At 72.1% G+C, this 24,777-nt stretch carries 22 protein-coding genes and 2 pseudogenes; 13 read left to right on the plus strand and 11 right to left on the minus strand.

Going from position 1 to position 24,777, the window contains the following annotated elements:
- Nucleotides 1-3: 3 nt before the first annotated feature.
- Entirely contained in the window at nt 4-3,147 is a 3,144-nt protein-coding gene (locus tag ACZ3YO_RS16395; protein WP_465569627.1) for an ATP-binding protein, read from the minus strand.
- A gap of 250 nt (nt 3,148-3,397) precedes the next feature.
- On the opposite strand from ACZ3YO_RS16395, the gene ACZ3YO_RS16400 reads away from it, so the two are divergent.
- The 6 genes from ACZ3YO_RS16400 to ACZ3YO_RS16425 all read left to right on the plus strand — a co-directional run bounded on the left by ACZ3YO_RS16400 (nt 3,398) and on the right by ACZ3YO_RS16425 (nt 10,114).
- Nucleotides 3,398-3,892, plus strand: a complete 495-nt coding sequence (locus ACZ3YO_RS16400) for a MarR family winged helix-turn-helix transcriptional regulator (RefSeq protein ID WP_465569628.1) — start codon at nt 3,398-3,400, stop codon at nt 3,890-3,892.
- On the plus strand, nt 3,889-4,347 hold the full coding sequence (locus ACZ3YO_RS16405) for a MarR family transcriptional regulator (protein WP_465569629.1): 459 nt from the start codon (nt 3,889-3,891) through the stop codon (nt 4,345-4,347). Before ACZ3YO_RS16400 ends, ACZ3YO_RS16405 begins: the two co-directional genes overlap by 4 nt.
- Nucleotides 4,348-4,467: 120 nt before the next feature.
- Nucleotides 4,468-4,683, plus strand: coding sequence for a hypothetical protein (locus tag ACZ3YO_RS16410; protein ID WP_465569631.1), 216 nt, complete (start codon nt 4,468-4,470; stop codon nt 4,681-4,683).
- A 534-nt stretch (nt 4,684-5,217) separates the two neighbouring features.
- Nucleotides 5,218-6,354 (plus strand): GNAT family N-acetyltransferase, encoded by a 1,137-nt coding sequence (locus tag ACZ3YO_RS16415; RefSeq protein WP_405363310.1) that lies wholly within the window; start codon nt 5,218-5,220, stop codon nt 6,352-6,354.
- Nucleotides 6,351-7,529, plus strand: a complete 1,179-nt coding sequence (locus ACZ3YO_RS16420; RefSeq protein WP_465569633.1) for a LuxE/PaaK family acyltransferase — start codon at nt 6,351-6,353, stop codon at nt 7,527-7,529. The genes ACZ3YO_RS16415 and ACZ3YO_RS16420 overlap by 4 nt, the downstream gene beginning before the upstream one ends.
- Nucleotides 7,526-10,114 carry an acyl-CoA reductase gene (locus ACZ3YO_RS16425; protein ID WP_465569635.1) on the plus strand — a complete coding sequence of 863 codons (2,589 nt, stop codon included), beginning with the start codon at nt 7,526-7,528 and terminating at the stop codon, nt 10,112-10,114. Before ACZ3YO_RS16420 ends, ACZ3YO_RS16425 begins: the two co-directional genes overlap by 4 nt.
- 94 nt (nt 10,115-10,208) lie before the next feature.
- On the opposite strand, the gene ACZ3YO_RS16430 is transcribed toward ACZ3YO_RS16425, so the two are convergent.
- The 3 genes from ACZ3YO_RS16430 to ACZ3YO_RS16440 form a co-directional block, all read right to left on the minus strand.
- The gene (locus tag ACZ3YO_RS16430; RefSeq protein WP_465569637.1) at nt 10,209-11,477 is read right to left on the minus strand and encodes a phenylacetate--CoA ligase family protein; all 1,269 of its coding nucleotides are present in this window, start codon (nt 11,475-11,477) and stop codon (nt 10,209-10,211) included.
- A gap of 347 nt (nt 11,478-11,824) precedes the next feature.
- Nucleotides 11,825-12,991 (minus strand): alanine--tRNA ligase-related protein, encoded by a 1,167-nt coding sequence (locus ACZ3YO_RS16435; protein WP_465569639.1) that lies wholly within the window; start codon nt 12,989-12,991, stop codon nt 11,825-11,827.
- A 369-nt stretch (nt 12,992-13,360) separates the two neighbouring features.
- Nucleotides 13,361-14,119, minus strand: coding sequence for a DeoR/GlpR family DNA-binding transcription regulator (locus tag ACZ3YO_RS16440; protein ID WP_465569641.1), 759 nt, complete (start codon nt 14,117-14,119; stop codon nt 13,361-13,363).
- A 49-nt stretch (nt 14,120-14,168) separates the two neighbouring features.
- On the opposite strand from ACZ3YO_RS16440, the gene ACZ3YO_RS16445 reads away from it, so the two are divergent.
- Nucleotides 14,169-14,552, plus strand: a complete 384-nt coding sequence (locus ACZ3YO_RS16445; RefSeq protein WP_465569643.1) for a DUF4406 domain-containing protein — start codon at nt 14,169-14,171, stop codon at nt 14,550-14,552.
- A complete protein-coding gene (locus ACZ3YO_RS16450; protein WP_465569645.1) occupies nt 14,549-15,232 on the plus strand; it encodes an NUDIX domain-containing protein in 684 nt (227 codons plus the stop codon). The genes ACZ3YO_RS16445 and ACZ3YO_RS16450 overlap by 4 nt, the downstream gene beginning before the upstream one ends.
- A gap of 49 nt (nt 15,233-15,281) precedes the next feature.
- Here ACZ3YO_RS16450 and ACZ3YO_RS16455 read toward each other — a convergent pair whose 3' ends face one another.
- Nucleotides 15,282-15,881, minus strand: coding sequence for a CGNR zinc finger domain-containing protein (locus ACZ3YO_RS16455; RefSeq protein WP_465569646.1), 600 nt, complete (start codon nt 15,879-15,881; stop codon nt 15,282-15,284).
- 88 nt (nt 15,882-15,969) lie between these two features.
- Here ACZ3YO_RS16455 and ACZ3YO_RS16460 point away from each other — a divergent pair, with 88 nt between their 5' ends.
- Nucleotides 15,970-16,776, plus strand: coding sequence for an MBL fold metallo-hydrolase (locus ACZ3YO_RS16460; RefSeq protein WP_465569648.1), 807 nt, complete (start codon nt 15,970-15,972; stop codon nt 16,774-16,776).
- 361 nt (nt 16,777-17,137) lie between these two features.
- Here the strand turns inward: ACZ3YO_RS16460 and ACZ3YO_RS16465 are convergent, their stop codons facing one another.
- Nucleotides 17,138-17,644, minus strand: a complete 507-nt coding sequence (locus ACZ3YO_RS16465; protein ID WP_465569650.1) for a DUF6624 domain-containing protein — start codon at nt 17,642-17,644, stop codon at nt 17,138-17,140.
- Nucleotides 17,645-17,764: 120 nt separating this feature from the next.
- A complete protein-coding gene (locus ACZ3YO_RS16470) occupies nt 17,765-18,529 on the minus strand; it encodes an IS5 family transposase (RefSeq protein WP_465570118.1) in 765 nt (254 codons plus the stop codon).
- 327 nt (nt 18,530-18,856) lie between these two features.
- On the opposite strand from ACZ3YO_RS16470, the pseudogene ACZ3YO_RS16475 reads away from it, so the two are divergent.
- A pseudogene (locus ACZ3YO_RS16475) lies at nt 18,857-19,084 on the plus strand (helix-turn-helix domain-containing protein); the annotation flags it as partial.
- 13 nt (nt 19,085-19,097) lie between these two features.
- On the opposite strand, the gene ACZ3YO_RS16480 reads toward ACZ3YO_RS16475, so the two are convergent.
- Nucleotides 19,098-19,586: a DUF6882 domain-containing protein gene (locus tag ACZ3YO_RS16480; protein ID WP_465569651.1), complete on the minus strand. Its 489-nt coding sequence runs from the start codon at nt 19,584-19,586 to the stop codon at nt 19,098-19,100.
- Nucleotides 19,587-20,031: 445 nt separating this feature from the next.
- Between ACZ3YO_RS16480 and ACZ3YO_RS16485 the strand changes: the two genes are divergently transcribed.
- Both ACZ3YO_RS16485 and ACZ3YO_RS16490 read left to right on the plus strand, forming a co-directional pair.
- Nucleotides 20,032-20,358 carry a DUF6191 domain-containing protein gene (locus ACZ3YO_RS16485; protein WP_465569653.1) on the plus strand — a complete coding sequence of 109 codons (327 nt, stop codon included), beginning with the start codon at nt 20,032-20,034 and terminating at the stop codon, nt 20,356-20,358.
- A gap of 376 nt (nt 20,359-20,734) precedes the next feature.
- Complete coding sequence (locus tag ACZ3YO_RS16490) at nt 20,735-21,145, plus strand: DUF5959 family protein (RefSeq protein ID WP_465570119.1); 411 nt, start codon at nt 20,735-20,737, stop codon at nt 21,143-21,145.
- A 66-nt stretch (nt 21,146-21,211) separates the two neighbouring features.
- Here the strand turns inward: ACZ3YO_RS16490 and ACZ3YO_RS16495 are convergent.
- Nucleotides 21,212-21,337 (minus strand): annotated as a pseudogene (locus ACZ3YO_RS16495) (ABC transporter permease); the annotation flags it as partial.
- 517 nt (nt 21,338-21,854) lie between these two features.
- On the opposite strand from ACZ3YO_RS16495, the gene ACZ3YO_RS16500 reads away from it, so the two are divergent.
- Nucleotides 21,855-22,238 carry a cupin domain-containing protein gene (locus tag ACZ3YO_RS16500; protein WP_465569655.1) on the plus strand — a complete coding sequence of 128 codons (384 nt, stop codon included), beginning with the start codon at nt 21,855-21,857 and terminating at the stop codon, nt 22,236-22,238.
- Between the two features lie 27 nt (nt 22,239-22,265).
- Here ACZ3YO_RS16500 and ACZ3YO_RS16505 read toward each other — a convergent pair whose 3' ends face one another.
- Nucleotides 22,266-23,696: an MATE family efflux transporter gene (locus ACZ3YO_RS16505; protein WP_465570121.1), complete on the minus strand. Its 1,431-nt coding sequence runs from the start codon at nt 23,694-23,696 to the stop codon at nt 22,266-22,268.
- Nucleotides 23,697-23,719: 23 nt separating this feature from the next.
- A complete protein-coding gene (locus ACZ3YO_RS16510; protein ID WP_465569657.1) occupies nt 23,720-24,748 on the minus strand; it encodes a cysteine synthase family protein in 1,029 nt (342 codons plus the stop codon).
- Nucleotides 24,749-24,777 lie beyond the last annotated feature (29 nt).

Consider the following 24,777-nt stretch of genomic DNA (forward strand, 5'->3'; position numbering starts at 1 on the left):
CCTTCAACCGCGACCCCAAGTAACCGCCGTGACAGCGCGGGCCGCGTCCCGCAACCCGCTCCGCCCCAGGGCGGCGTACTCCGACACCGCGTCGGCGTACGCCGCCCCGTCGGCGTCCAGCGCCTTCTGCCGGGCCCGCTCCTCCGACATCGTCGGCTGGAAGTCGCGCATCACCCGCAGCCGTTCGGCCAGCGCGATCATCCGCACGGCGGACGCGTCGCCCGACGCGAGCCCCACCAGGCCGAGGGCGTGCAGCACCGTCCCGAACACAGGGAGCTCCATGGGCGAGCCGGACGGGCCGGAGAGCAGCGTCCGCAGCCGCTTGCGCAGCCGGTCGACCGGCCCCGCGACGAGCTCGACGCGGCCGGCGTGCGCGTGTGCCGTCACCGCCGCCGACTGGATCTGCAGGGCCCACGGGTCGAGCCAGGGGTCGCCGCTGTGCGTCGAGCCGGCCGCGAGAATGCGCTCGACGGCGCTGCGCCACAGGCCCAGCCCGACCTCCGTCAGCCCGCGGGCGAGCGCGATCTCGGCGCGCCCGCCGAGATCGGTGCTGTAGAAGGCGTCCTGCTGCGGGGCGTTGTCACTCTCCGCCAGCCGCAGCCAGTACTCGGCCTCGTCGGGGTCCCCGCGCTGCAGGCAGGCGAGGACGAGGGTCGAGCGCATGCCGATGTAGTCGTGCCCGTCGCTGATCCGCGGCAGCGTCTCGAACGCCGCCTTGAGGTGCTCGTACGCCGTCTCGCCCTGCCCCGTCCGCAAGCAGAGCTCGCCCAGCCGCGAATGACGCATGAGCTGGATGGACGGGTTGTCGACCGGGGCCAGTGCGGCGACCATCCGGTGAGCCGAGGCGAGCGCGCGGTCGATGTCCTGCTCGTACTCCCAGACGTAGGTGGCGACGCACTCGGCGAGACCGGCGACCAGCGGCTGCTCGCTGTCGCCACCGCAGAGCCTGCGCAGCGCGTCGTAGTCGGGGGGCCGCATCTCGGGGACCGCGCACAGCACCACCGCGGTGGCGCCCAGCAGCGTGTCCGTCGGGGCCGGGGGCAGCCGCCGCAGGGTGACGAGCTGGCGTACGGCGTGCGGGCCGTAGCCCATGAGCAGGCCCGCCGTGCACACCACCGCGGCGGCGCGGGCGACTTCGACGTACTCGGGCCCGGGGCGGTAGTGCGACAGCGGCGGGCCGGTGTCGGCGGCGAGGGTGACGAGGCGGGGAAGGTTGGCGGCGGTGGACCACAGGCCGGCGAGGGCGGCGGTGAGGGCGGCGGTGGTGGGGTCGTCCGCCCGGGCCAGGGCGTACCGCAGGGCCAGCACGAGGTTGTCCTGCTCGGCCCTGATCCGCTCCCAGGCCGCCCGCGGTTCGGGGCCGAAGAGGACGTCGTGGTGCGCGACCCCGAAGTCCCGCGCCCAGGCGAGGAACCGGCCGACGGCCGCTTCGTCCCCGCCGGCCTCCGTACGCCGGGCCGCGCTGAACTCCCGTACGGTCTCCAGCATCCGGAACCGCACGCCGGCCGGGGTGTCGGCGACGGTGAGCAGGGACTGATCGGCCAACTGCTCCAGGAGAGAGAACGCGTCCTCGCCGAGCACCTGTTCCGCCGCCTCGCCCAGGAAGCCGCCGGGGAAGACGGACAGTGTGCGCAGCGCGGCCTTGGCGTCCTCGGCGAGCAGGTTCCAGCTCCACTCCACGACCGCGTACAGCGTGCGATGGCGCTCCGGCATGTCCCGCACCCCGCCCCGCAGCAGCGCGAACCGGTCGCCGAGGCGCCGGGCGATCTCCGGCACCGAGAGCACCCGCACCCGCGCCGCGGCGAGCTCCACGGCGAGCGGCAGCCCGTCGAGGTGGTGGCAGAGCCCGGCCACCGCGTCCGGCGGCAGCTGCACGCCCGGCCTGGCGGCCCGGGCCCGCTGTGTGAACAGCTCGATGGAGGTGTCGAGACCGAGCTCCGGCAGCGCGTACACCGCCTCCGACGTCAGGCCGAGGGGGGCCCGGCTGGTGGCGAGCACACGCAGGTCCTTCGAGGACGAGACCAGGGCCCGCACCAGGTCGGCGGCGCCCCGGACGACCTGCTCGCAGTTGTCCAGCACCAGCAGTGCGGGCCCGGAGCCGAGCACGCCGAGGATGCCGGACACCGGGTCGGCCGAGGCGTGGCCGCTCACGGCGCCGGGCCGTCCGTCGCCCGCGCCGAGCGCGGAGGCCACCTCCGCGGCCACGTCCTCGTTCGCGGTGACGGCGGCCAGCGGTACGAAATACACCACGCGCTGCTCGGCCCCGCGGCTGACGGCGTGCGCGAGCCGGGTCTTGCCGAGGCCACCGGGGCCGACGACGGTGACGGCGCGGGAGGCGCGCAGCAGCCGTTCCACCGCCGCGATGTCGTCGTCCCGTCCGAGCAGCGGGTTCGGCTCATGCGGCACGCCGTGTCTGACCACGGGCGCCTCGCCGCGCAGCAGCTCCTGCTGGACGGCCTTGAGCCCGGCACCCGGATCCGTGCCGAGCCCGTCGCGCAGCTCACGGCGGTACGCCTCGTACCGCATCAGCGCGGCGGACGGGCCCGCCGTCGCCGCCTCGCCGCGCAGCAGCTCGGCGAGCACCTCCTCGTCGCGCGGATGCTTCGCGGCGGCCACGGCCAGCGGCCCGGCCGCCTCCGCGTGCCGCCCCAGCCGGGCGAGGGCGAGCGCCCGCGCGCGGGCGAGCGTGCCGTGGACGGGGGCGCGCTCGGTGCGCAACACGGCGACGGGGTCGTCGGTGTCGCTGGCCTCGTCGGGGGCGCCCTCCCACAGTGCGAGCCCGGCCTCGGCCGCAGCCAGCGAGCCCGCGTGGTCCCCGGCCCTGGCCCGGTCCGCGCTCGCGGCGGCGTGCAGCAGCAGGGCGGAGCTGTCGACCTGATCCTCGGCGAGGGTGAGCCGGTATCCGGTCGGCGTGCTCGCGAGGACGTCGAAGCCCAACTGCGCCCGGGCCCTGGAGACAAGGACCTGCAGCGCCTTTCCCGGCCGCTCCGGCAACTCGTCCGGCCACAGCCCTGCCACCAGCCGCTCGGTGCTGCAGCCCGTGCGCAGGTCGCCCGCCAGCAGCGCGAGGAGGGCGCGGAGCCGGGGCGCGGTGACCTCCTGTCCGCGGTAGGCGACACGCGGCAGCAGGGTCAGGTCGGTGGTCACCCGTGCAGATTAGCCGAGGCACCGGCTGCCGGAAGGCCCGCTGCGGGGCGGAACTCCCGCCGCCCGCACGGCTGCCGCGGCTGTGCCGACGGGGGCCCGCACCCGCGCCACCGGGGCGGCTCAGGGCCGCCCGAACGCCGACTCCGCGGGGTCCGGGTGCGGGGGCTCCGGTGGAAGGGTCTGGCGGGAACGGAGGGGGACGGGCGGAAGATAGTAGCCATAGACATAGTAGCCATGTACTCTATTTGCCATGAGCAAGGGTTCAACGGGCCCCACGCCCGGCTTCCTGGTATGGCGGCTCGCCAACAAGTGGCGCGTCGCGGTCGATCGCGCGGTGGCCCCGCTGGGCCTCACGCACGCGCAGTACTCCCTGGTCGCGTCGCTGTACGGCATGCAGCGCGCCGGCGAGCGGCCCAGTCAGCGCCGGCTCGCCGACCACACCGGGCTGGAGGCGCTGTACGTCTCGAAGCTGGCGCGTGCCCTGGAGTCCGCCGGGCTGATCGAGCGCACCCGCGATCCCCGCGACCCGCGCGCCGTACAGCTCGCCCTCACCGACGAGGGCCAGGCCGTCACGCGGCAGGCCATCGCGGTGGTCCAGGGCCTCCTCCAGCAGTTGCTGGAGCCGCTCGGCGGCCTCGACGCCCCGCGGACGCGCGCCTTCGCCGAGGAGCTGACGGCCCTGCTCGACGTACCTCTCGCTCCATCCCTGCCCGACGACGAGAGCACTCAGGGGAGAACACCATGACCACCACCGTCTCCACCACCACCGCACCCGCCGCCGACGCCCGCGCCCTCGGCCTGGCCCACTACGCCGCCCGCGGCGTCCTGGAACACGTCCTGGCCCGGCACGGCGTCACGTTCCAGCAGCAGGTCGCCCTGCGCGCCGCCGTCACCGCCGACGCCCCGCAGACGCCGGACGAACTGGTCACGCAGGTCCGGAGCTCCCTCAAGGCCGATCCGGCCGACATCCGCGCCACCCTCGACGAGCTGCTGGCGCGGCAGCTGCTCGTCGCCGACGGTACGCACCTTCGCGCCATGGATGCGGGGCGCGAGCTGCTCGCCGTCGTCGCCGCGGAGACCGCCCCCGTCACCGCCCGCGTCTGGGGCGGGATACCCGCCGAGGACCTGGCCGCCGCCGGGCGCGTCCTCGCCCTGGTCGCGGAGCGCGCCGACGCGGAGCTCGCTGCGCTGACCGCCTGACCGCCTGACCGCCTGACCGCCTGACCGCCTGACCGCCTGACCGTCTGACCGTCTGACCGCCCGTTCGGACCGCCTTCCCGTCGAGCGCGGCTCGTCCGCTACGCCGGGATCGTCGCCGCGATGAGCCACCTGCGCAGGCAGGCCCCGCGGCTGAGCCCGCAGGAGGCGAAGGCCTACGTCATGATCGTTCGGGACGGCGCCGAACCCCCGGAGGAGCCGGCGAGCCTCACCCGGGAAGAGCCGAAGTGGCCGCCTCTGCCCATCGAGACGCTGGCCGGCCCGGTCGAGTGGCGGCCGGGCCGAGGGGCCGAGACGCCGGCCGGTCCGGTCCGATAGCGGCCGGGCCGAAGGGTCGATGAGGTCGACGGCGCACTGTTCGGCCGACGGATACGCGCCCCGATCACCGCCCACAACGGGCTCGGCGACCACTCGGCCCCGGGGCACGGCAGATCTCCGACGCCGTCCGGAAATCACCGCCCTGGGCCGGGTGGATCAATTCATTCGTTGAATTTCGTACATATTTGATGATCCATCAGAAGAGTTTTGGCGAACCATCACCGCTGCTTCTGAATGGTTGTGATCCTTGTCGCACCACTACCGGTGAACCCCTTGTCCCACCTGCTGAGACAGCATCGACCGCCGCCGAAGGGGGCCGTCGTGACGCTGGAGCCGGGTTAGTGTGATGGTCGGTCAACCTACAGTGACCGCACTCCTTCCGTTCGTGCCCAACGCGGCTTTCGTGACCCATCCGGTCCGCCGTGTGGCGGGTTGCCCCAATCCGGGTGCTCGCCGTCGGGCGTGAATTCGCTCTTCCATGTCGCGTTCACGCAGATCCGTGGACGTACCGCCTTCGTGGGGGGAGGCAATCCGGTGCTCAACTATTCCCCGGCGCGTCCCGATGACGTCGACGCGCTGCTCCTGCTGTACCGAGAGGTCTACGGGCGTGCGTACGCACTGCCGCTCGGGACCGATCCCGAGGTGATGGCGAGCGAGATCAGCTCGCCGCAGACCACCTGGCTGGTCGCCCGCGAGCCCGCCGGCGGCCGGCTCCTCGGCTCGATCGTCGGCACCCTCGACCCTGCCGCCCGGCTCGGCAAGCTCCAGGGCCTGGTGATCCACCCGGACGCCCGCGGCCTCGGCGCGGGCCACCTGGCCGTCCGGCAGCTCAGCGAGGCACTGCTCGGCGGCGACCGGCCGGCCGACTCGCTCTACTCGACCGCCCGTACCAACTCCACCGCGCCGCAACGGATCTGCCTGCAGGCCGGGTTCCGCGCACTCGGCGTCCTGCCGAACCTGCGCAAGGCCGCACGGCACGAAACCATGGTGCTGCTGGCCCGCCACCGCGAGGGCGTGCTCGAACAGCGCCTGCCGGTGGCACGCGTCCCGCAGGCCCTGGGCGGCCTCATGCGGGCCCTGGACGCCGTCCCGGGCCCGCACCCGAGGCCGGAGCTCGCCGACGAGCCGCTGCCGGTCCCGGCCCGGGGTCCCGGCCCGGGGCTCGAACTCGTCGACGCCCCGCAGTTCGTGGCCCGCCACTTCGCCCGCCACCTGCCCGACCCCGGGCAGTGCTTCTACCCCTTCCACACCCCCAACGTGCTGCTCACGCCCGCCGACGGCCGCTACGAGCTGTACGCGCAGCTCAGTCCGTCCGACGGGTACTGCACGCTGATCGGCGCCGAACCCGGGCTCTCCGCGATCGGCGACGACCTCGACACCATCACCCAGAAGCTCGCCGCCCACGGCGCCAGCTACCTCGAAACCCTGCTGCCACTGGACAGTTACGAGAACCTGCGGCTGCTGCTCGCACACGGGTTCCTGCCGGTGGCCGCCTACCCGGCGATGCGCCGGGAGGACAAGGGCTTCCGTGACTACGTGGTGATGGCTCGCACCCTCCAGCCGCTCGACTTCCGCGGCCTGTCCATCGATGCCGCCTTCCAGCCGTTCGCCGAGCAGTACATCGAACTGTGGAAGCACCAGAACCTCAACACCAACGGGATATTCCGATGAACAAGTACCTGCGCCCGGTCGCGGTACCCGACGCCGATGCGCTGGCCCACGTACAGCAGCTCTGCGACATCGCCGAGCCGTACCAGGCCGGCCCAGCCTCGGACCGTCTCTTCACCGCGGCCATGAACGAGTCCAACGCCTGGCACGCGGCCAGGTCCCCGTTCTTCGACCGGCTGCTCAAGGCCGGCCCGGGCGCGGGACGCCCGATCGAGGGCATCGAGGAGCTCGACCGGCTGCCCTTCGTCCACGCCAACTTCTTCAAGGCCCACGAGATCCTCTCGCTGCCCCGCGAAGAGGTGCTGCTGCACCTCACCTCCTCCGGCACCACCGGCCAGCGGTCGCAGATGTTCTTCGACGAGTTCACCCTGCGCAACGGCCAGCGCATGGTGGCCCGGGTCTTCGACCACTACGGCTGGATCGACGAGCGGGAGCCGGTCAACTACCTCCTCTCCAACTACCAGCCCCGGCCCGGCCTCAACCTCGGCACGTCGTTCACCGACGAGTACCTGTGCCACTTCGCCCCGGTCCGCTCGGTCGAGTACGCCCTCAAGCACACGGGCAGCACCCACGAGTTCGACCCCTTCGGCTGCGTCCGCACCCTGATCCGGTACGCCGAGGAGGGCGCCCCGGTGCGGATCCTCGGGTTCCCCGCCTTCCTCTCCTTCACCCTCGACCGGATGCGCGACCTGGGCATCGGCCCGCTGGAGCTCTCCCCGCGCTCACTGGTCGTCTTCGGCGGCGGCTGGAAGGGCCACGCGGACAAGCAGGTCGCCAAGCCCGAGCTGTACCGGCGCATCCACGACCAGCTGGGCATCCCGGACGAGCGGATCCGCGACGGCTACGGCGCCGCCGAACACTCCGTCCTGCACATGGAATGCCCCAACCACAACCTGCACGTGCCGGTCTGGGCCCGGATGCTGGTCCGCTCGGTGCGCGACCTGACACCGCTGCCCTACGGAGAGCCGGGCTACGCGCAGTTCATCTCGCCGTACGTCACCTCGGTGCCCGCCCAGTCCGTCCTCATGGGCGACCTGGTCACCCAGCACGCGCCCGAGGAGTGCGGCTGCGCACTGTCCACCCCCTGGTTCACCGTGCACGGCCGGGCCGGCCTCAGCCGCAACCGCAGCTGTGCCATCGCCGCCGCCGAACTCCTCAAGACCGAGAAGGCCTCATGACCAGCCCCACGACTCCCGTCGCGACCACCGACCGGCACTACTGGCAGGGCAGCTGGGTCGACGACACCGAAGCCGAGCGACGCCTCGCGGGGCTCGACACCTGCACCACCGAGGCCCTCGCAGTCCCGCTCAGCCCGCTGACCGTGCTCGCCGCCTGCGACCGCCTCGCCGCCACGCTGGCCGACCCCGCGAGCGAGCAGCACCGCCGGCTCGCCCGGCTGCTCGACGACGCGGACGTCGACACCGCGGAGCGCGAGCGCACCCTCCACGACCTCACCGAGGCGCTCGGCCGCGAGGCCCTGGAGACCAAGGTCACCCGCGAGCTCGGCGGGATCGACCCCGGACGGCTGGCCCGTTTCGACTTCCGCCGGGAGATCTTCGAGGGCTGGCTGCCGGTCGGCCTGCTGGTGCACATCGCCCCGGGCAACGCCCCCGCCGCCGGTGCGCTCAGCGTGGTCGAGGGCCTGCTCGCGGGCAACCTCAACATCGTCAAGACCAGCGGCGGGAGCCGCTTCACCCACGCCCTGCTCGCCGAACTGGCCGCGCTCGACCCGACCGGCGCCATCGCCGCGCGGACTGTCGTCCTGGGCTTCCCCTCCTCCCGCACCGACTGGCTGGCCCGGCTCTGCGGCGCCGCCGACGCCGTCGCCGCCTGGGGCGGCGAGGAGGCGGTCAACGCCATCGCCGCCCTCACCCCGCCCGGCTGCCGGCTGGTCGACTGGGGGCCCAAGCTCTCCTTCGCCTACCTCACCGCCGACGCCTGGTCCGCCCCCGAGACGCTCGCGGGCATCGCCGAGGACATCTGCCGCCTGGAGCAGCAGGCCTGCGCCAGCCCCCAGGTGATCTACCTGGACACCGAGGACCACGACCAGCTCTTCGCCTTCGCGGAGCGCTTCGCCGCCGTCCTCGCCGCCCAGCCGCCGAGCGCGGCCGAGCCGGAGCTGCTGGAGAGCGCCGAGATCACCAACACCGTGCTGGTGGCGCGGCTGGAGGAGCACCTGGGCCTGACCAAGGTGCACGCCGACCCCGCCGCCCGCTGGCACGTCCTGGCCGACACCCGCGGCGCCCTGCGCGCCTCCCCGCTGCACCGGACCGTCTGGGTCAAGCCGCTGCCGCGCAAGCGGATCGGCGAGGTGCTGCGCCCGATGCGCCGCTACCTGCAGACCGCCGGGATCGGTGCCTCCCGCCGCGACACCGCCGAGCTGGCCGGCGCCGTGCTCGCCGCCGGGGTCCAGCGGGTCACCGTCCCCGGGCGGATGCTGGACAGCTACGACGGCGAGCCGCACGACGGCGTGTACGCGCTGCAGCGCTACAGCCGCCGGGTGGACGTCCAGCTGGACGCCCGGTTCTCCGCCGACGCCTGCCTGGACGACCTTGTCGGCGCCCGCGAACTACCGCCCCCGCCGGTGCCGGTGACGGCGAAGAGCGAGTTCGAGCAGCTGCAGGAGGACCTCGGCCGGGCCGAGGTGTTCTTCCGCAGCGGGGGCAGCTCCGGCGCGCCCAAGCTCTCGGCCTTCAGCTGGGACGACTACCACGAGCACATGCGGCACGGGGCCGAGGGCGTGCTCGCGGCGGGCTTCGACCCGCGCACCGACCGGGCGATGAACCTCTTCTTCGGTGGTCTGCTCTACGGCGGCTTCCTGAGCTTCTACTCGGTCCTGGAGAACCTGCGCGCGGTGCAGTTCCCGATGGCCGCCCAGGACGACCACGCGGCCGTCGCCCGCTCGATCGTCGAGCACCGGGTGGACACCCTCTTCGGCATGCCGAACTACCTGCTGCGGGTCTTCACCGAGGGCGCGGACGTGCTCCGCGAGTACCGCGGGGTGCGCAAGCTCTTCTACGGCGGAGAACACTTCCCCGAGCGCCAGCGCACCTGGCTGCGCGAGGAGTTCGGCGTCGAGCTGATCCGTTCGGCGGCGTACGGCAGTGTGGACGCCGGCCCGCTGGGCTACCAGTGCCCGGACGCCGGGGACCGGGTCCACCACCTGTTCAGCGGACTGCAGACGCTCGAGATCCTCGACCTGGAGGAGGACCGCCCGGCCGGTCCGGGGCAGGCCGGGCGGCTGGTCTTCACCGCGCACAGCCGGCGCGGTCAGCGCCTGGACCGCTACGAGATCGGCGACCTCGGCCGCTGGGTGGACGGCGGCTGCCCCTGCGGGCGGCGCACCCCACGGTTCGAACTCCTCGGCCGCTTCGGCGACATCTTCCGCAGTGGCAGCCACTTCCTCAACTACCGTCGCTTCGTGCTGGCGGCCGAGGAGCGGCTGGACCACCACGGCGCCCTTCAGCTGCTCCTCGACGAGGACGAGCACAGCGCCCGTGAGAAGCTGACCGTCCGCCTGGAGGGGAACCGCTCGCCGTCGCACCCGGGCGAGGACCCGGGCACGGGCGAAGGCCCACGCCCGGCCGAACACCCGGACGCGGTAAGGGAGTTCCTGGAGGCCTATCCGGACCTCGCGGCCGCCGTGGTGCGCGACGGCCTGGTGGAGCTGTCCGTGGAGCACGCTCCCGCCGAGGCCTTCGAGCGGACGGCCGCCAGCGGCAAGCTCCTTGCTGTCGTCGACCGCCGGGCCCGGAACCGCTGAGGACCGCGGGCCGCCGCCAGGCGGCGGCCCGCGGCTCCCGTGGCTCCCGTAGCATCCGTGGCTCCGTCGTACGGCGCCACGGATGCTGCGGGAGCTACCCCATCCGCTCGTCGAGGAGCCGGACCAGCTTGCCGGTCCGGGGGTTGACCGCGAGGCCGTCCGGGGCGACCCATTCGAAGGCCAGCGGGTGGATCAGGCCCTTGCGGACCTGGTCGGCGAACATCGGCCGGGTCTCACCGAGGCGCGTGGTCAACTCCCGTTCCAGGTCCGGGTTTCCTCCGCCCGGGGTGGCGAGCCGCAGCACCAGCTCGTCCCGCTCGGCCCGGTGCCGCAGGACCACCTGATGGCCGACGACCGGGCCGCCCGTTGCGGCCAGCAGGGCGCGCAGGTCCTCCAGATAGACGGTGACCACCCCGACCCGGGCGCCCTCCTCCGAGCGTCCCAGCAGTCGCAGACGCCGCCGAGGGAAGTCGACCCACTCGGCGAGGTCGCCGACCGGGTAGCGGATCACCGGCATCAGACGGCGGACCAGATCGGTGGCGATCACCCGGCCGGGGCGGCCCTCCTCCTCGATCGGCTCGCCGGTCTCCGGATCGAGCAGCTCCACCACCTTGTCCTCGGTGAAGACCTCGTGCACCCGGCTGTCCGGCTCCCCGGCCACCGGTCCGGCCAGGACGCCCGCGTCCACGCTGGCGTAACCGATCGACCGGACGGCCACGTTGGGGAAGGCGGTGGTGAGCAGCGTCACCTGGTCCGGATAGCAGGCCTCGCCGGCGAAGAGCGCGATGCGGACGTCCGGCAGGGTCCCGACGGTGTCGACGACCTCGCGGGCCAACCGGCACAGTGACGTGGGCGGCGCGGCGACCACGGTCGCGGAGAAGTCGCGCAGGGCCTGGACGGTGGCGTCCAGTGGCGCGGCGCCGCCGATCGGCAGCTGGACCGTGGGGACGGGCGCTTCCTGCAGGCAGTTGAGGGTGAAGACGAAGCTGGAGTAGAGCTCGCCGGCGTAGAAGAGGTTGGCGACCTTGTCCCCGGCGCGCAGCCCGGCGGCCGGCAGGCCGCCGCCGAACGTCCGGCTCATGCGGCGCCACTCCGCGCGGGTGTACATGGACACCCGCGGTGCCCCGGTGGTGCCGCCGGTCTTGAAGACGATCCCGTCCTCGTGCGGCCCGGTGAGCACCCGGCTGTTGGTGATGCCGTGGGCCGCCCAGTAGGCGGTGTGCTCGGTCAGCGGCAGCGCGCTGAGGCCGGTGGGGTCGGAGGGGCCGGCGAGGTCGTCCGGGAGGCCGGCGTAGAGGTCGCGGTAGAAGGGGGAGTTCTCCCGTACATAGCGGATCAAGTCGGGTATATGAGTAGTCGTCACATTATATGAGTCTAGACCTGTACAAAAGCCTCGTCCGCGCGGGGTGGGGTGCCGGGGCCCTGGGGCTGCTGGGTGGGACCGGGATCGTGGGGGTGCCGCATGGAGCGGGATCGAGAACGCCGGCCGGCTGCCACCGGCTCGGGCCGAACGGGACCGGCTGGAAGCCCTGTTGGGGTGGATCCCCGGTTCCCCGACCGGGGATCCACCTCCGTGGCGCAGTGCAGCAGTGCCGCCGCGGCGGCTGGGCGGGTCACGCCTGCGAATGGTTCGGCCTCGTCAGCCTCATCGGTCTCGTCGGCTCGGCCTCGTCGGCCTTGTCGGCCTCGTCGCCGCCGGGCTCCGGGCCGTCACTGCGGTCGCAGGTTCAGGACGAGGTCGCGCGGCAGACCGTGGGTGTCGTGGAGGTAGTGGAAGTCCTCCTCGCGCAGCGGGCCCCGGAACCGGGGGCGGGCCAGGATCTGCCGGCCGCGTTCCAGGAGCCGGCCGAAACGGCGCTCCTCGTCGAGCAGCACCCGGCGCACGGCATCCGGATCCCCCTCCTGACGGAAGCGGTCGAGGGTGTGCAGGATCAGCTCGTCCGGCAGGTCCCCGAGACTGCGCGAGGGATCGTCCCGCCGCAGCACGGTGAGCACCCGTCGTACCAGCCGGCGCAGCACGTAGCCGCGGCCGGTGTTGGCCGGGCGCACCCCGTCGCCGATCACCACCATGGCGGAGCGCAGGTGGTCACAGACCAGCCGCAGTGACGGCTCGTCCAACTGCCACAGGGTCGGCACCACACGGCGCCAGGGGTCGAAGACGTCGCACTCGAACACCGACGTCCGGCCCTGCAGCAGCGAGGCCAGCCGTTCCAGGCCGAGCCCGGTGTCGACGTTGCGCTGGGGGAGCGGCACGAGCGATCCGTCGACGAGTCGTCGGTGGCGCATCATGACGTGGTTCCACACCTCCACCCAGCGGTCGTCACCGGTCGGCGTCGACTCGGGCGGGGTGTCGCCGGTCCACAGGAAGATCTCCGAGTCGGGGCCGCACGGCCCGGTCGGGCCGTTGGACCACCAGTTGTCCTCGACGGTGAGCTCCACCGGCACCCCGTGCGACTGCCACAACTCCAGGGAATCGGTGTCCGGTCCGGTCTGGTCGTCGCCGCCGAAGACCGTGACGTGCAGCAGCCCGGGATCGATGCCGAACCCCTCGGTGAGCAGCCCGTAACCCCAGTCGAGGCTCTGCGGGCCCTCGTAGTCGCCGAGCGACCAGGTGCCGAGCATCTCGAAGACGGTCAGATGGGTGCGATCGCCGACCTCGTCCAGGTCCGTGGTCCGCAGACAGCGCTGCACATTGACCAGCCGCCTGCCGAGGGGGTGCGGGCGCCCCTCCAGGTGCGGGGTGAGCGGATGCATGCCCGAGGTGGTGAACAGCACCGGGTCACCGGGCGGCGGCAGCAGGGTCGAGCCGGTGATCCGGCGGTGGCCGCGTTCCTCGAAGTACTCGACGAACGTGCGGACGATCTGATCGGTGTTCATGAGGTGGCTCCTTCGCGTGAACTGCGGGGAGGCACCGGACGACTGGTCCGCGCGGTCATCGGAACCGGGGCGGGAAACGCCATGGAACCACCGGCGGACCGTGTCCGGTCGCCGGTGGGAAAGGGGGTACGTCAGGCGGCGGCAACCGGCGAGCTGGTCGCTCGCGCGGTCGCGGTGGTGCTTCGGCCTGTGACGTTCATACGGCCGAGGTTAACGCGCCCGCCGCCCCTGGTCACCCGATTTTCGGCCCGGCCGCCCGGCCGCAGGGAGGGCGCCCGCTCGGAGGGCGGCCGCTCGGTGGACGGCGACGCGGTGGACGGCGACGCGAAATCTGCAGGCTGCCGGAGACCCCGCCGAGGCCCGTGGCCGTCAGCCGGCCGACAGGACCTCCACGCCGCGCGCCGTGAGCTGCTCGACGACCGGGTGCCGGGGATCGGCGTCGGTGATCAGTCCGCTGATCTCCTCCCAGGGCAGGACGCGGAACCGTGAGGCCGTGCCGATCTTCTCGGACGAGGCGAGGATGTAGGTGTCCGCGGCCCGCGCGGCCAGGGCGCGCTTCATCGCGGCCTCCTCGGCGTCGCCGGTGGTCAGTCCTGCCTCCGGGTGGACGCCGGTGACGCCGAGGAGGCAGAGGTCGGCCGAGACGTTCTGGGCTGCCTCGACCGCGGCGGCACCGCAGGCGACTGCCGAGTGCTTGAAGATTCGGCCGCCCAGCAGGAAGACCTCGGCCAGCGGATGGTCGAGCAGCGCGGCCGCGATGGTCGGGCTGTGGGTGATCACGGTGCAGGCGAGGTCCGGCGGGAGCAGGCGGGCGACGGCGAGGGCGGTGGTGCCGCCGTCCAGGATCACGGCGCTGCCCGGTTTCACCAGTGCGGCGGCCGCTGCGGCGACGTTCCGCTTGCCGTCGGGGGTGACGGTCTTCCGGGCGGCGTAGTCCGCCACGGCGGGGGAGACGGGTAGCGCTCCGCCGTAGACGCGGTGGCAGAGCCCCTCGGTGGCGAGGTCACGCAGGTCCCGCCGCACGCTGTCCTCGGAGATGCCCAGGTCCACGGCGACGTCCTTGGCGACGATCTTGCCCTCTCGCGCGAGCAGGCCCAGCAGGTGGTCGCGCCGTTCAGCAGCCAGCATCCGTGTTCTCTCCTGTTCTTGCACGTTTCTGCGTGTATCGTAGCGCGCCATGACCGACAAGCCGATGCTCATCCTCATCGCCGGCCCCTACCGGTCCGGTACCGACGGCGACCCACAGGCCATGGCCGCCAACCTCGCCCGCCTCGAAGCCGCGGCGTGGCCGGTCTTCGCGGCCGGTCACCTCCCCGTCATCGGAGAGTGGGTCGCCCTGCCCGTCCTGCGCTCGGCCGGCGCGGGCCCCACGGACCCCCTCGCCGACGAGGTCCTCTACCCGGCCGCCGAGCGCCTGCTCGCCCACTGCGACGCCGTGCTCCGGCTGCCCGGTGACTCCACCGGAGCCGATCAGGACGTCGCCACTGCCCGCCGCCGCGGCCTGCCCGTGTACCACGACGTGGACGAGATCCCGCGCCGCACCCCTCAGGAGAGCGAGTGAGCACCCGCCCCGGCATCGACATCCCTGACCACCGCGGCCGCACCCGCCTCGACCGCGCCGGGCGTGACCTCGACCGCAACCCCGACGTCGTGGTCCGCGACGTGGAGCTCACCTCCCAGGGCTGGCACGTCCTGCGCCGCACCACGTTCGACCACCGGCGCCGCGACGGACGCTGGGTCACCCAGCAGCGCGAGACGTACGACCGCGGCAACGGCGCGGTCGTGCTCCCGTACGACGCCGAGCGCGGACGGGTGCTGCTCACCCGCCAGTTCCGCTACCCGGCCTACGTCAACGACCACCCGGACGGCATGCTCGTCGAGGCCGCGGCCGGCCTGCTCGACGGCGACGCGCCGCTCGCCGCCGTCCGGCGCGAGGCCGCCGAAGAGCTCGGCGTCACACTCGGCCCGCTCACCCACGTCCTCGACGCCTACATGAGCCCCGGCTCGGTCACCGAACGCCTGCACTTCTACGCGTCCCCCTACGCCCCGGCCGACCGCACCGGAAGCGGCGGCGGGCTGGAGGAGGACGGCGAGGACATCGAAGTACTCGAACTGCCCTTCGCCGATGCCCTCGCCATGGTCCGCGACGGCCGCATCACCGACGGCAAGACCATCCTGCTCCTGCAGTGGGCCGCCCTGGACGGACCCTTCGCCTCGCCGCTGGCGAGGGCGGCCGAATGATCCGGCCGGCCGCCGACGGCCGGACGGTCGGCCGGGTGCGAGGCGTGCGTCAGTCGGTCCTCGGCTCCGCACGTCGGGCGTAGGCGCGGGCGGCGCGGGCGCGGTCGCCGCAGCGGGTGGAGCACCAGTGGCGGCGGCCGTGGCGCAGCAGGTAGCGGTTACAGGGGGTGGAACCGCAGGTGGTGAGGCGGTCGGCGTCGGGGCCGGTGAGGAGGTCGGCCGCGTTGGCCGCCAGGGTCGCGAGCGCGTGGTCGAGGATCTCGGTGGTGGGGCACGGCGTCGCGCGGTAGGGGCCGTTGGTCTCGTCCCAGTGCAGCAGGGCCGCCGTCGGGGCCTTGCTGAGCGCGGCGTTGACGGCGGACAGGGCCGCAGGCAGCGGGGGCAGTCCGGCGATCCGCGCGGCGAACAGCGACCGGAGGTGTTCGCGCAGCGAGCGCAGCTGTGCCGTGCACATCTCCTGGACCCGGACGCCGGCCGGGGCGAGACCGTGCTCGGTGAGCCACCTGTCCGTTGCCGCGGGGGTGCCGAGGAGGTCGATGAAGTGTCCCCCGGGCAGCGCGACGGCGCTGTTGGCGAAGTCGAGGGCGAGGTAGTCCTGCGCCCCTGGTGCGGGCGGCAGCGCGGTCTCGGCGGTCAGGGTCTCGCTCATGGATCTCATGGTACGGCTTGCGTTCGTCCGTGAGAAACAGCTACGGTCCTTCACGGATAAACCGCTTCTCATCCGTGAGGTGTCTGGAATGGCTATGACCGGCACGACCAGTGAGCAGATCCCCGTCCGCGTCTTCGGCGGCCCGACCGCCCTCTTCGCATACGGCGGCCTGCGGTTCCTGACCGACCCGACCTTCGACGCTCCCGGTGACTACCAGGTGCCGGGCGGCCGGCTGACCAAGACGGCGCCCTCCTACGCCGCACCGGCCGGACTCGGCCGCATCGACGTGGTCCTGCTCTCCCACGACGAGCACCCGGACAACCTCGACGACTCCGGCCGGGCGCTGCTCGCCGACGTCCCGCTCACCCTCACCACCCCCGGCGGCGGGCAGCGGCTGGGGGACGGGGCCAGGGGGCTGTCCGACTGGGAGTCGATCGACCTCGACCGCCCCGGCGGCGGCACGATCACCGTGACGGGCGTGCCCGCCCTCCACGGCCCGGGGGCCCGTGAGGAGGTCGAACCGATCACCGGCCAGGTCGTCGGTTTCGTCCTGACGGGGGAGGGCCTGCCCACGGTCTACGTCAGCGGCGACAACGCCTCGCTCGGCCTGGTCGAGGAGATCGCCGAACGCTTCGGCCCGGTGGACACCGCCATCCTCTTCGCGGGGGCTCCCCGCTTCCCCGTCCTCTTCGGCGGCGCGCTGATCGTCCTCGACAGCGCCCAGACCGCCGACGCCGCCCGGATCCTCGGCGCCCGCCGGGTGGTCCCCGTCCACTACGACAGTTGGGCCCACTTCACCGAGGGCCGTGACGAACTGGTGGCCGCCTTCACCGCTGCCGGGCTGATCGACCGCCTGGACTTCGGCGACAAGGGCGACCTGGACGGACCTGCCTGACCGGACGGACCTGCCTGACCGGTGTGGCCGGGCCGGCATGGCAGGCCGCCCCGGGTGGACCGTCGGACGCAACGGTCCACGCGGGGCGGTCGGGGAGGGCCGGACCCCGGACCCTCCGCCCTGCTACTGCACTTGATTGGTGTGCTGTAGGCCAGCCGGCCATGATCAGGTCGGTGCAGGTGAGGCAGATGTCGACGAGGTGCGGGCGGTAGTGGATCTGCTGGATGCCGGCAGCTGGCATCGCGCATCCGGACTCAGGACCGGCAGCCTTGAAGCGATCCTGGACTACGCTGCCAGGCTCGGCCTAGGGTCTGTCCGGCGGATCAGGCGCGAGCGTGATCCGCCGAATGCCCAGAGTGACTCAGGTCTGCGAGAACTGAGCGACGTACTCAGCGAACGCCGGGATGCCGACTTCTGCACGGCGCTCGTCCATGTGCTCGGGATCCTCGTAGGGCCACGGGATCGGCGAGCCGTCCTTCACGCCGGCGATCTGCGTGCCGTAGATCTGCTTCTGCCCTTCGTTCACAAGCGTGCGATCACGAAGGAAGGCGAGATCGCGCGGGCTGGCAGCACCGCTGGCCACCGCCTGGTCCATCAGCCTCAGCGCGCGCCGCTGAATGTCGAGCTGACGGTCGGCGTGCTGCGCGATCAGCCACGCAGCCCGAGCGGCGTCCTCGCCGACCAGTTCCGCGGTCGGCCACCCGTGCACGTCCATGATCTCGCTGAGACGATCCGCGTGCTGCGCGGTCAAGCGGCGCCACGCCAACTGCTCCGCCGGGTCATCGCTGTTCGCCTGGCGCGCGGCCTGGTGATCTGCCGCAACCATGGCGATGAGCTCTGCGGCCACTGCGGCGACGTCGGATGCCATCCCTACTCCAAGTCAGATCGAGGTTTTCGCTGGTCATTCGCAACCTTAGGTGCGCAAATCACGAAAAAATCTCCTCCCGGAGGACGGTGACAGACGCGTCCGGATGTTGGGATACTTGATCTATCCGCGGAGCCGGAGCCGGATCGACGCAACACTGACAGTCCCGTGAAAGACGTAGGCGCGCTTGTCATAGCGCGTCGCGACGGCGCGGAAGTGCTTCAGTCGATTGATCGTGCGCTCGACTTCGTTGCGGCGCGTGTACATGTCCTTGTTGAAGCCTGCCGGCCGGCCACCCCGGCTGCCTCGACGTTGCCGGTTGGCGCGCTGGTCTTTGGGCTCCGGAATGGTGTGCTTGATCTGGCGTCTGCGCAGGTAGTGGCGATTGCGGTGAGAGCCGTACGCCTTGTCGCCGCCCAGGTGGTCAGGGCGGGTGCGCGGACGCCCGCCGCCGGGGCGCTTGACCCGAATGCGCTCCAGGACAGGGATGAGTTGGGGGCTGTCACCCCACTGGCCCGGCGTGAAAAGTAGGGTCAGCGGCCGGCAGCCGCCTTCCCCCGCCAGGTGGACTTTGCTCGTCAGGCCGCCCCGGGAGCGTCCGAGTCCCTTGTCGGGGCGGTGCTGTCGAGGCGTTGATCTTTTTTCGGGATCCGCGGTGCCCCAGGTCCCGTCTGCGGACCAGCGCCGATGCCGCTCGTAAACGGCCTTCCAGCTCCCGAAACGCTCGGGCAGATCACGCCAGGGCACTCCCGTTCGGACCCGGAACAGGATCTCGTTGATCACCTGCCGGTGGTCGCACCAACGTCCGCCGCGACCACCGGACTTCGGCGGGTGTGGCTCAAGCCGCATCCACTCGTCTTTTGTCAGATCTCCCCGCCCGACGACCAGAGCAACGATCCGACCGTCGGACAGTCACAAGATCCGCTAGTCGCTGGGGCAGGCCCGCCTGGGGAGTTGATCCACCTGATATCACGTCAACGAGTCATATGCGCACGTCTGTTCGCTCGCCGGGCCGGTGCATTTCTGGGACTTGTAGCCGGCGGGACGGGCGCGCTGGCCGCGGTGCTGTGGCGCACACCCGTGGGCATCCTGATCGGCCTGGGCGCCGGCTTGGCGGCCGGATCGGCCCTGCGCAACCGACGCTACTGAACTGGATCGGGTGATGTCGGAGCCGTGCGCCTGACGGCGGTCGGACCGTTCCGATAGCCCTGGATTGTGAGATGCGCGCAGGGCCGCGGCTTGACCGACGCTGGGAGAGCCGCGCGGGAGCGGATCGGCGGGGGAAGAACCGGGAGATTGCCTCCGCGCTGCGGGTCAGCGAGCGGTCGGTGGAGCGATGGCGCCGCCAAATGGCGCGAGCGGGGTGAGGCCGGGCTCCTGTCGAAGGGCTCACCGGGGCGACCGAGGCTCAGCGAGAAGCAGATCGCCAGGCGGCGCCGGCAGCCTGTGCGGCCCGTCACCGTCCTTCTGCGGTGAGTACCAAGTCATGCACCAGAAAGTGGAGTTGCACGTCATCCGTCGAATCCGCCCAGAGACCCTCGGCATCGAGCACGGATGCCGCCACCATCCGTGCCTCCGCGACGAGTTCGGGGTGGTGGTCGAAACCAGGCCACGGCAGGACGGGGTAGCTGTTCTGCTCGCCGAACTGCCGCACCTGCTCGATGTCGCCCAGGACGGAGTGCGGAAGTGAATCGTTCGCCCAGGACCACAGCCAGGTCTGCCGGGCGAGGCTGACGCTGCCGATCAACGTGAGCCGGCCGGTGAGGAAGGCCTTCCCCTCGCGTGACCACGTGATCCGCGCGTCGTCCATCGACCACTGGTAGTCCACGTCACCTGACAGTCCGAAGCGCTCGACCATGAGGGCCTGCCGCGCGCGGGCACGCTCCCGAGCTGCGAGCACGACCTCCTCCCAGCCGCGGTGGTCATGCTTCGAGCGGTCGCTCACTTGTGCCTCCTCGCACGGAACTGTCGGCAAGATCATCCCATCCGGCCGGCCCGGCCCGGCCCGCCGGGGCCCGGACTCGGCCGCGCCCCGGCAGCCCGGCTCGGCGTCGATCCCGTCGGCCGGGGGCTTGGTGCCCTTCCTGTGGCATGCGGGGTGGGGACATGCCTCACCCGCGGCGAGGACCTCGCCTGCATGGCGGCGGGGTGCCGGACAGCGATCCTCGGAGTCGGGTGGGCTTCGGTGCGCGCGACGGCGAGGGCGAGGCCGTCGAACCAGCCGGCTCCTGGTCTGATCCAGGGCACGGAGCGAGACCGCCCACGCCTGCACACGCTGAGCGACCGGGCACGTTGGTGTCGGCCGCTGCGTTGTCAAGATCGGGACGGACGCCGGAACGGCGGCGGTGGGGCAACCGGGCAGAGTGGCACCTTCACAAGGGGGCAGGGCGATGAGCATCTTCTTCTGGGCGGCGGCAGCCGTGCCGACCCTGTTTCTCGCCGACCGGGCCCTTCTGTGGATGGAACGGCACGGTTGGATCTACTGGCGCAAGCGCGAGGCTGAAGTCGGCGCAGCGTCGATGTTCAGCGTGTTCAGCGAGATTCAGACTCTTCTCTCCCCGAGCCGGCGGCACGTGGCGGAGGAGAAGGAGCGCCGACTGGTGCTGCGTGACGACGAGCAGTCGGGCGCGCCGCTCGATCGCCGGATCGACCTCGAGTCCGGGCGCGTGGTGATGCACCGACCGCCGTCGTCGCCGGACCGGCGCGAGAGTCCTTGAGGTTGGTTTGGGGCCGCATCGCGGTTCGGCCCACTCCGCTGGTCGGAACGGGCGGCTCGGCCGCATGGCCGCCGGACTGGACGACCGAGCCCCTCGAACTCGCCCACACGGCTCCGCCATCGCCAGATCAGCATGTCTGAATCAGACTTTCTGCGCCCGGCTCGCCGTCGTTGAGCCAGGACCTTCGAACTGACACCTCTTCGACGGTGTCCTTGCGTCGCCGTGACCCGCTCTCTGCTCCTGTCGGTGTGCCGCGACAGAATGCCGGGGTCGAGATCGCCTCCGGGAAAAGAGTTGTCGTGGACGAGACCGACTCCGTCGACCTGATCCGTCTCGTTGACCGTCCTGGGCTCGACGGGCAGAGCTCGGTGTGCGAGTGAAGGGCCGAAGTGCTCCGGGTTCTCTCCTGGGCCACGACTGGCTTGACTGCGAGATCGTGATCACGACCGAGGTGGTCAACGGCTGTCTTCCGGTGGTGCTCGTCCCGGACGACATCGAGGACTGGGAAGCGAGGCTCGATGAGCTGGCTGCCGGGCAGCGCGTTTCCTGGCTGGACTCGGGCCGTGGCCCGGAACTGACCATCGAACCGGGAGAGGACGGCGCGATGTGGGTGTCGGTCTGTGACCCCGCGTCCTCGGGAGTCGTGGTGAGAGTTCCACTTGCCCCGGCCCCCGGCTGGGTCGAGGACCAGCGTGCTCTTCTTGCCCGCGCATCAGAGGTGTTCCCAAGCGAGACCGTCGAGACATCGCCCGGTGTGTATCTGTGGCGCCGGAACCACCGAGCCTGATCCCGGCGCGGTCATCGGCATGGTGGTACTTCTGGCGGATCATCTCCGCCACGAGCGGATTGGGGGCCTGTCGCCGGCCAGCGCCTGCACCGGGTCACCGGGCAGCGCGAAGACCACGGCGTAGATCAGGAACGTTGCGCCGAGCAGCACGGGGATCGCCTGGAGCAGCCGGCGGATGACGTAGCGGCCCATCAGACCTCCGTACTTTCGGGCGGGGGAGGGGGCGTTGGGAGGGGGACAGTCGTCCGAGTCCACCCGTGCGGGACAGTCGCCCGAGTCCACCCGTTCGACCGGCTCGATCCCTTCGACCGGCTCGACCCGCTCCACCGGCTCGGCCGACCGTGGGCCGAGACGCGGGTGCGGGGAGGTACGCGTGCGGCCGGGCGCCGCGGAGGAGGCTCCCCGCCATCAGGGCCCGGAGGAGGGCAGGGGTGAGGGCAGCCCCCGGTCTGCCACCGCGGTCGGCGCGACGGTCGTGCCACGGCACGCATGAGCGGTTCCTCCCCACCGGGTCACTGCTCCGGGCAGCGGCGAGAGGCGAGCGGGACGGCGGTGCCCCTCACATGGTGAACGGGGCGGACGGCAGGACCGGTTCATCCGTGCAGGAAGTAGAGCCAGGCCGTCGCCCCCACACGCCAGTTGTTCGGCCGTCGAGCCCGACCGCCCCCGAAGGCGCGTCCCGCCGCCGGCACGTCGACCGTCCGCCCGTATGATCGATGCCTTCCGGATCTTGCGAGGGGCCCACGTGGAGATGTTCCGCTTCGACCGTGCGGAGAAGGTCATCGGTCGCTTCGGCAGTGTGGGCGCCACCGCGACCCGCGTCGCAGTCGGCGAGGGGGCTGTTCACGTGACCTGCCTGGCGATCGAGTCAGGTGGAACCATCGGCACCCATCCCGCTCCGGTGAGCCAGCTCTTCCTGGTCATCGCGGGCGAAGGCTGGGTCGCCGGTCCGGACGGGCACAAGGTCCCCGTCTCAGCCGGCGACGGTGTCCGCTGGGAGCCCGGTGAGGAACACGCGTCCGGCACCACCACCGGCCTCACCGCCCTCGCCCTCGAAGGCCCGGCGCTGGACGTCTTCTCCCCGGACACGTAGCGGCGGCGGACCGCACCGGCGCCTGGTTCACGTTGCCGGTACCGCGGCCGGGGTGGCGGCCGATCGGGCGCCGAGGGCCTGGCCGTAGCGGCGCAGGAGGAGGACGGCCGTCGTGGCGAGGCCGGTGAGCAGACCGAGCCAGAGGCCGCGGGTGTCGCCGCCGAGCGGGTAGGCGAACAGCCAGGAGGCGGGCAGGCCGACGAGCCAGTAGCCGACGAGGGTGATGCGGAAGCCGCTCCCGGTGTCGTCGAGGCCGCGGAGCAGGCCGACGCCGATGTTCTGGGCGCAGTCGAAGAACTGGAGCACGGCGACGATGGCGAGCAGGCCGGTGGCGATCTTCAGGCCCTGCTGGTCGGTGGCCGCGTGGGGGTCGAAGTAGGGGCGTAGCACGAGCTCGGGGAGTGTGAGGTAGAGCGTACCGACCACGGCCATCACCACCGCGCCGCAGGCGAGCGCGGTGTTCTTGATGCGGCGGGCGGCGCCGAAGTCACCGAGCGCCAGTTCGCGGCTGACGTTGATGGAGGCGGCGTGGGAGAGGCCGACGGCGACCTGGAACACGATGTAGATCAGCTGGTTGACGGCGGTGTGCGCGGCGAGCGCGGCGGCGCCGAAGCTCCCGGCCAGGAGGGCGGTGACGGAGAAGAAGCCGGCTTCGGAGCCGTAGGTGGCGGCGATCGGAGTGCCGAGGCCGAGCAGTCGGCGCAGGGTCGGGGCGTCGGCCTTCCAGAAGTCGAGGCCGAGGAGCGGCGCGAGCTGCGGGTCGCGGCGCGCGCTGGCGTACAGCGCCAGCAAGGAGAGCAGGTAGACGCTGCTGGTGGCGACGCCGATGCCGGTGAGCCCGAGCTCGGGCATGCCCCAGGTGCCGTGGATGAAGGCCCAGTTGAGGGCGGCGTTGACGGCGACGGAGGCGACGGTGATCTGCAGGAGGGCCTGTGGGCGGCGCATGCCGACGGTGAACTGGCGTATCGCCTGGAACCAGAGGCAGGGCAGCAGACCGGGGGCGAGCGCGACGAGCATGCCCTGCGCGCGGTCGGCGACGGCGGCGTCCTGGCCGAGGAGGGTCGCCGCCTGGCCTATGAGGATCATCAGTACGGCGCCGGCCGCCCCGGCGATCGTGGCGACGGCCATGGCAGCCCGGACCAGGCCGCGGACCTCGGTGCCGGAGCCCGTCGTTGTGCCGGGGCCCGCCGCGGAGTCCGCGGTGGCGAGCTCGGCTCGGGCTGCTGCGGCTGCCACCTGGTTGCCGACGGAGGTGACCAGGCCCACCCCCATGGTGCGGAGCTGGTTGAAGATCACCAGGGCGAGGCCGCCGGCGGCGAGCGCCTCGGTGCCCATGACGCCCATCATGATGGTGTCGGTGGTGGTGAGGGCGACTTGGGCGAGCTGGGTGAGCGCGAGGGGGACGGCGAGCGCGGCGAGCGCTCGGCTGTCGCGGGCCAGGGTGGTCAGCTGCGGCATGGTGGGAGTCACGTTTCCGAAAGTCAGGACCTGCGGAGTTTGGCGAGGGTCTCGTCGATGCCGGCCTCGACGGCGTCGTCGACGAGGTTGCGGGCGATCATCCAGTCGTCGTTGAAGACGGTGTCCATGTACTTCTCGCCGCCGTCGTTGATGAAGGCGACCATAACCGCGTCCGGGGGGAGGGTCTGGAGGCGGGTCAGGGCCTCGTGGACGACGCCGCCGGCGGAGCCGCCGATGAGCAGGCCGGTGCGGCGGGCGACGACGCGGGCGGTGGCGAACGCCTCGACGTCGCCGACCTTGACGCCTTCGTCGATGAGGTCGTAGTCGACGAGCAGGCCGATGGTGGCGCCTTCGGGGGTGCCGGTGCCGGACTGGTAGTAGTCGTGGGCGGGCGGTCCGAAGGCGATGGACCCCTTGGGTTCGACCCCGACGACGGCGACCCCGGGGGCGTGCTTCCTGAGCTCCAGGGCGGTTCCGCACAGGCCGCCGCCGGTGCCGACCGCGCCGATGAACACGTCGACCCGGTTGTCGAGGGCCTGGGCGATCTCACGGCCGACGGGGTAGTAGCCGACGGCGTTGCTGGGGTTGTTGTGCTGCTCGGTGAAGAAGGTGTTGTCCTTGCCGCGGGCCATGTCCTCGGCGAGTTCCTCGCGGGCGGCGGTGTTGAGTTCCTCGCCGCCGTCCTCGACGACGTAGACGAGTTCGGTGCCCATGGCCTGCATGCCGCGCAGCTTGTCGACCGCGGCGTGGTTGTCGACGACGGCGGTGAAGCGGTAGCCGCGTTCGGCGGCGACGACGGCCAGGCCCAGTCCGGTGTTTCCGGAGGTGGACTCGATGATGTGGCCGCCCTCGCGGAGCTCGCCGCGTTCCTCGGCGTCGAGGACCATCTGACGGGCCATGCGGATCTTGGCGCTGCCGGTGGGGTTGTACATCTCCAGCTTCAGCAGGAGGCGGGCGCCGTTGTCGGCGCGGGCGAGCTCGAACAGCGGGGTGTAGCCGATGAGGTCGGATATCCGGGTGACCACCGGCGGGCGGAACAGGGCGTCGGTCATGGCGGGGGAGCTCCGTAGACAGGGGGTGG

This window comes from Kitasatospora sp. NPDC022785 (genome assembly GCF_055561295.1).

Excerpts from the sequence above, each read along its gene's own strand:
- ACZ3YO_RS16440 (WP_465569641.1), bottom strand. The coding sequence starts at position 14,119 with ATGCTGGCTGCTGAACGGCGCGACCACCTGCTGGGCCTGCTCGCGCGA.
- ACZ3YO_RS16505 (WP_465570121.1), bottom strand. The coding sequence starts at position 23,696 with ATGCCGCAGCTGACCACCCTGGCCCGCGACAGCCGAGCGCTCGCCGCG.
- ACZ3YO_RS16405 (WP_465569629.1), top strand. The coding sequence starts at position 3,889 with ATGACCACCACCGTCTCCACCACCACCGCACCCGCCGCCGACGCCCGC.
- ACZ3YO_RS16425 (WP_465569635.1), top strand. The coding sequence starts at position 7,526 with ATGACCAGCCCCACGACTCCCGTCGCGACCACCGACCGGCACTACTGG.
- ACZ3YO_RS16455 (WP_465569646.1), bottom strand. The coding sequence starts at position 15,881 with ATGAGCGAGACCCTGACCGCCGAGACCGCGCTGCCGCCCGCACCAGGG.
- ACZ3YO_RS16500 (WP_465569655.1), top strand. The coding sequence starts at position 21,855 with ATGATCGATGCCTTCCGGATCTTGCGAGGGGCCCACGTGGAGATGTTC.
- ACZ3YO_RS16420 (WP_465569633.1), top strand. The coding sequence starts at position 6,351 with ATGAACAAGTACCTGCGCCCGGTCGCGGTACCCGACGCCGATGCGCTG.
- ACZ3YO_RS16400 (WP_465569628.1), top strand. The coding sequence starts at position 3,398 with ATGAGCAAGGGTTCAACGGGCCCCACGCCCGGCTTCCTGGTATGGCGG.
- ACZ3YO_RS16410 (WP_465569631.1), top strand. The coding sequence starts at position 4,468 with ATGAGCCACCTGCGCAGGCAGGCCCCGCGGCTGAGCCCGCAGGAGGCG.
- ACZ3YO_RS16465 (WP_465569650.1), bottom strand. The coding sequence starts at position 17,644 with ATGGCATCCGACGTCGCCGCAGTGGCCGCAGAGCTCATCGCCATGGTT.
- ACZ3YO_RS16445 (WP_465569643.1), top strand. The coding sequence starts at position 14,169 with ATGACCGACAAGCCGATGCTCATCCTCATCGCCGGCCCCTACCGGTCC.
- ACZ3YO_RS16460 (WP_465569648.1), top strand. The coding sequence starts at position 15,970 with ATGGCTATGACCGGCACGACCAGTGAGCAGATCCCCGTCCGCGTCTTC.
- ACZ3YO_RS16435 (WP_465569639.1), bottom strand. The coding sequence starts at position 12,991 with ATGAACACCGATCAGATCGTCCGCACGTTCGTCGAGTACTTCGAGGAA.
- ACZ3YO_RS16510 (WP_465569657.1), bottom strand. The coding sequence starts at position 24,748 with ATGACCGACGCCCTGTTCCGCCCGCCGGTGGTCACCCGGATATCCGAC.
- ACZ3YO_RS16485 (WP_465569653.1), top strand. The coding sequence starts at position 20,032 with ATGAGCATCTTCTTCTGGGCGGCGGCAGCCGTGCCGACCCTGTTTCTC.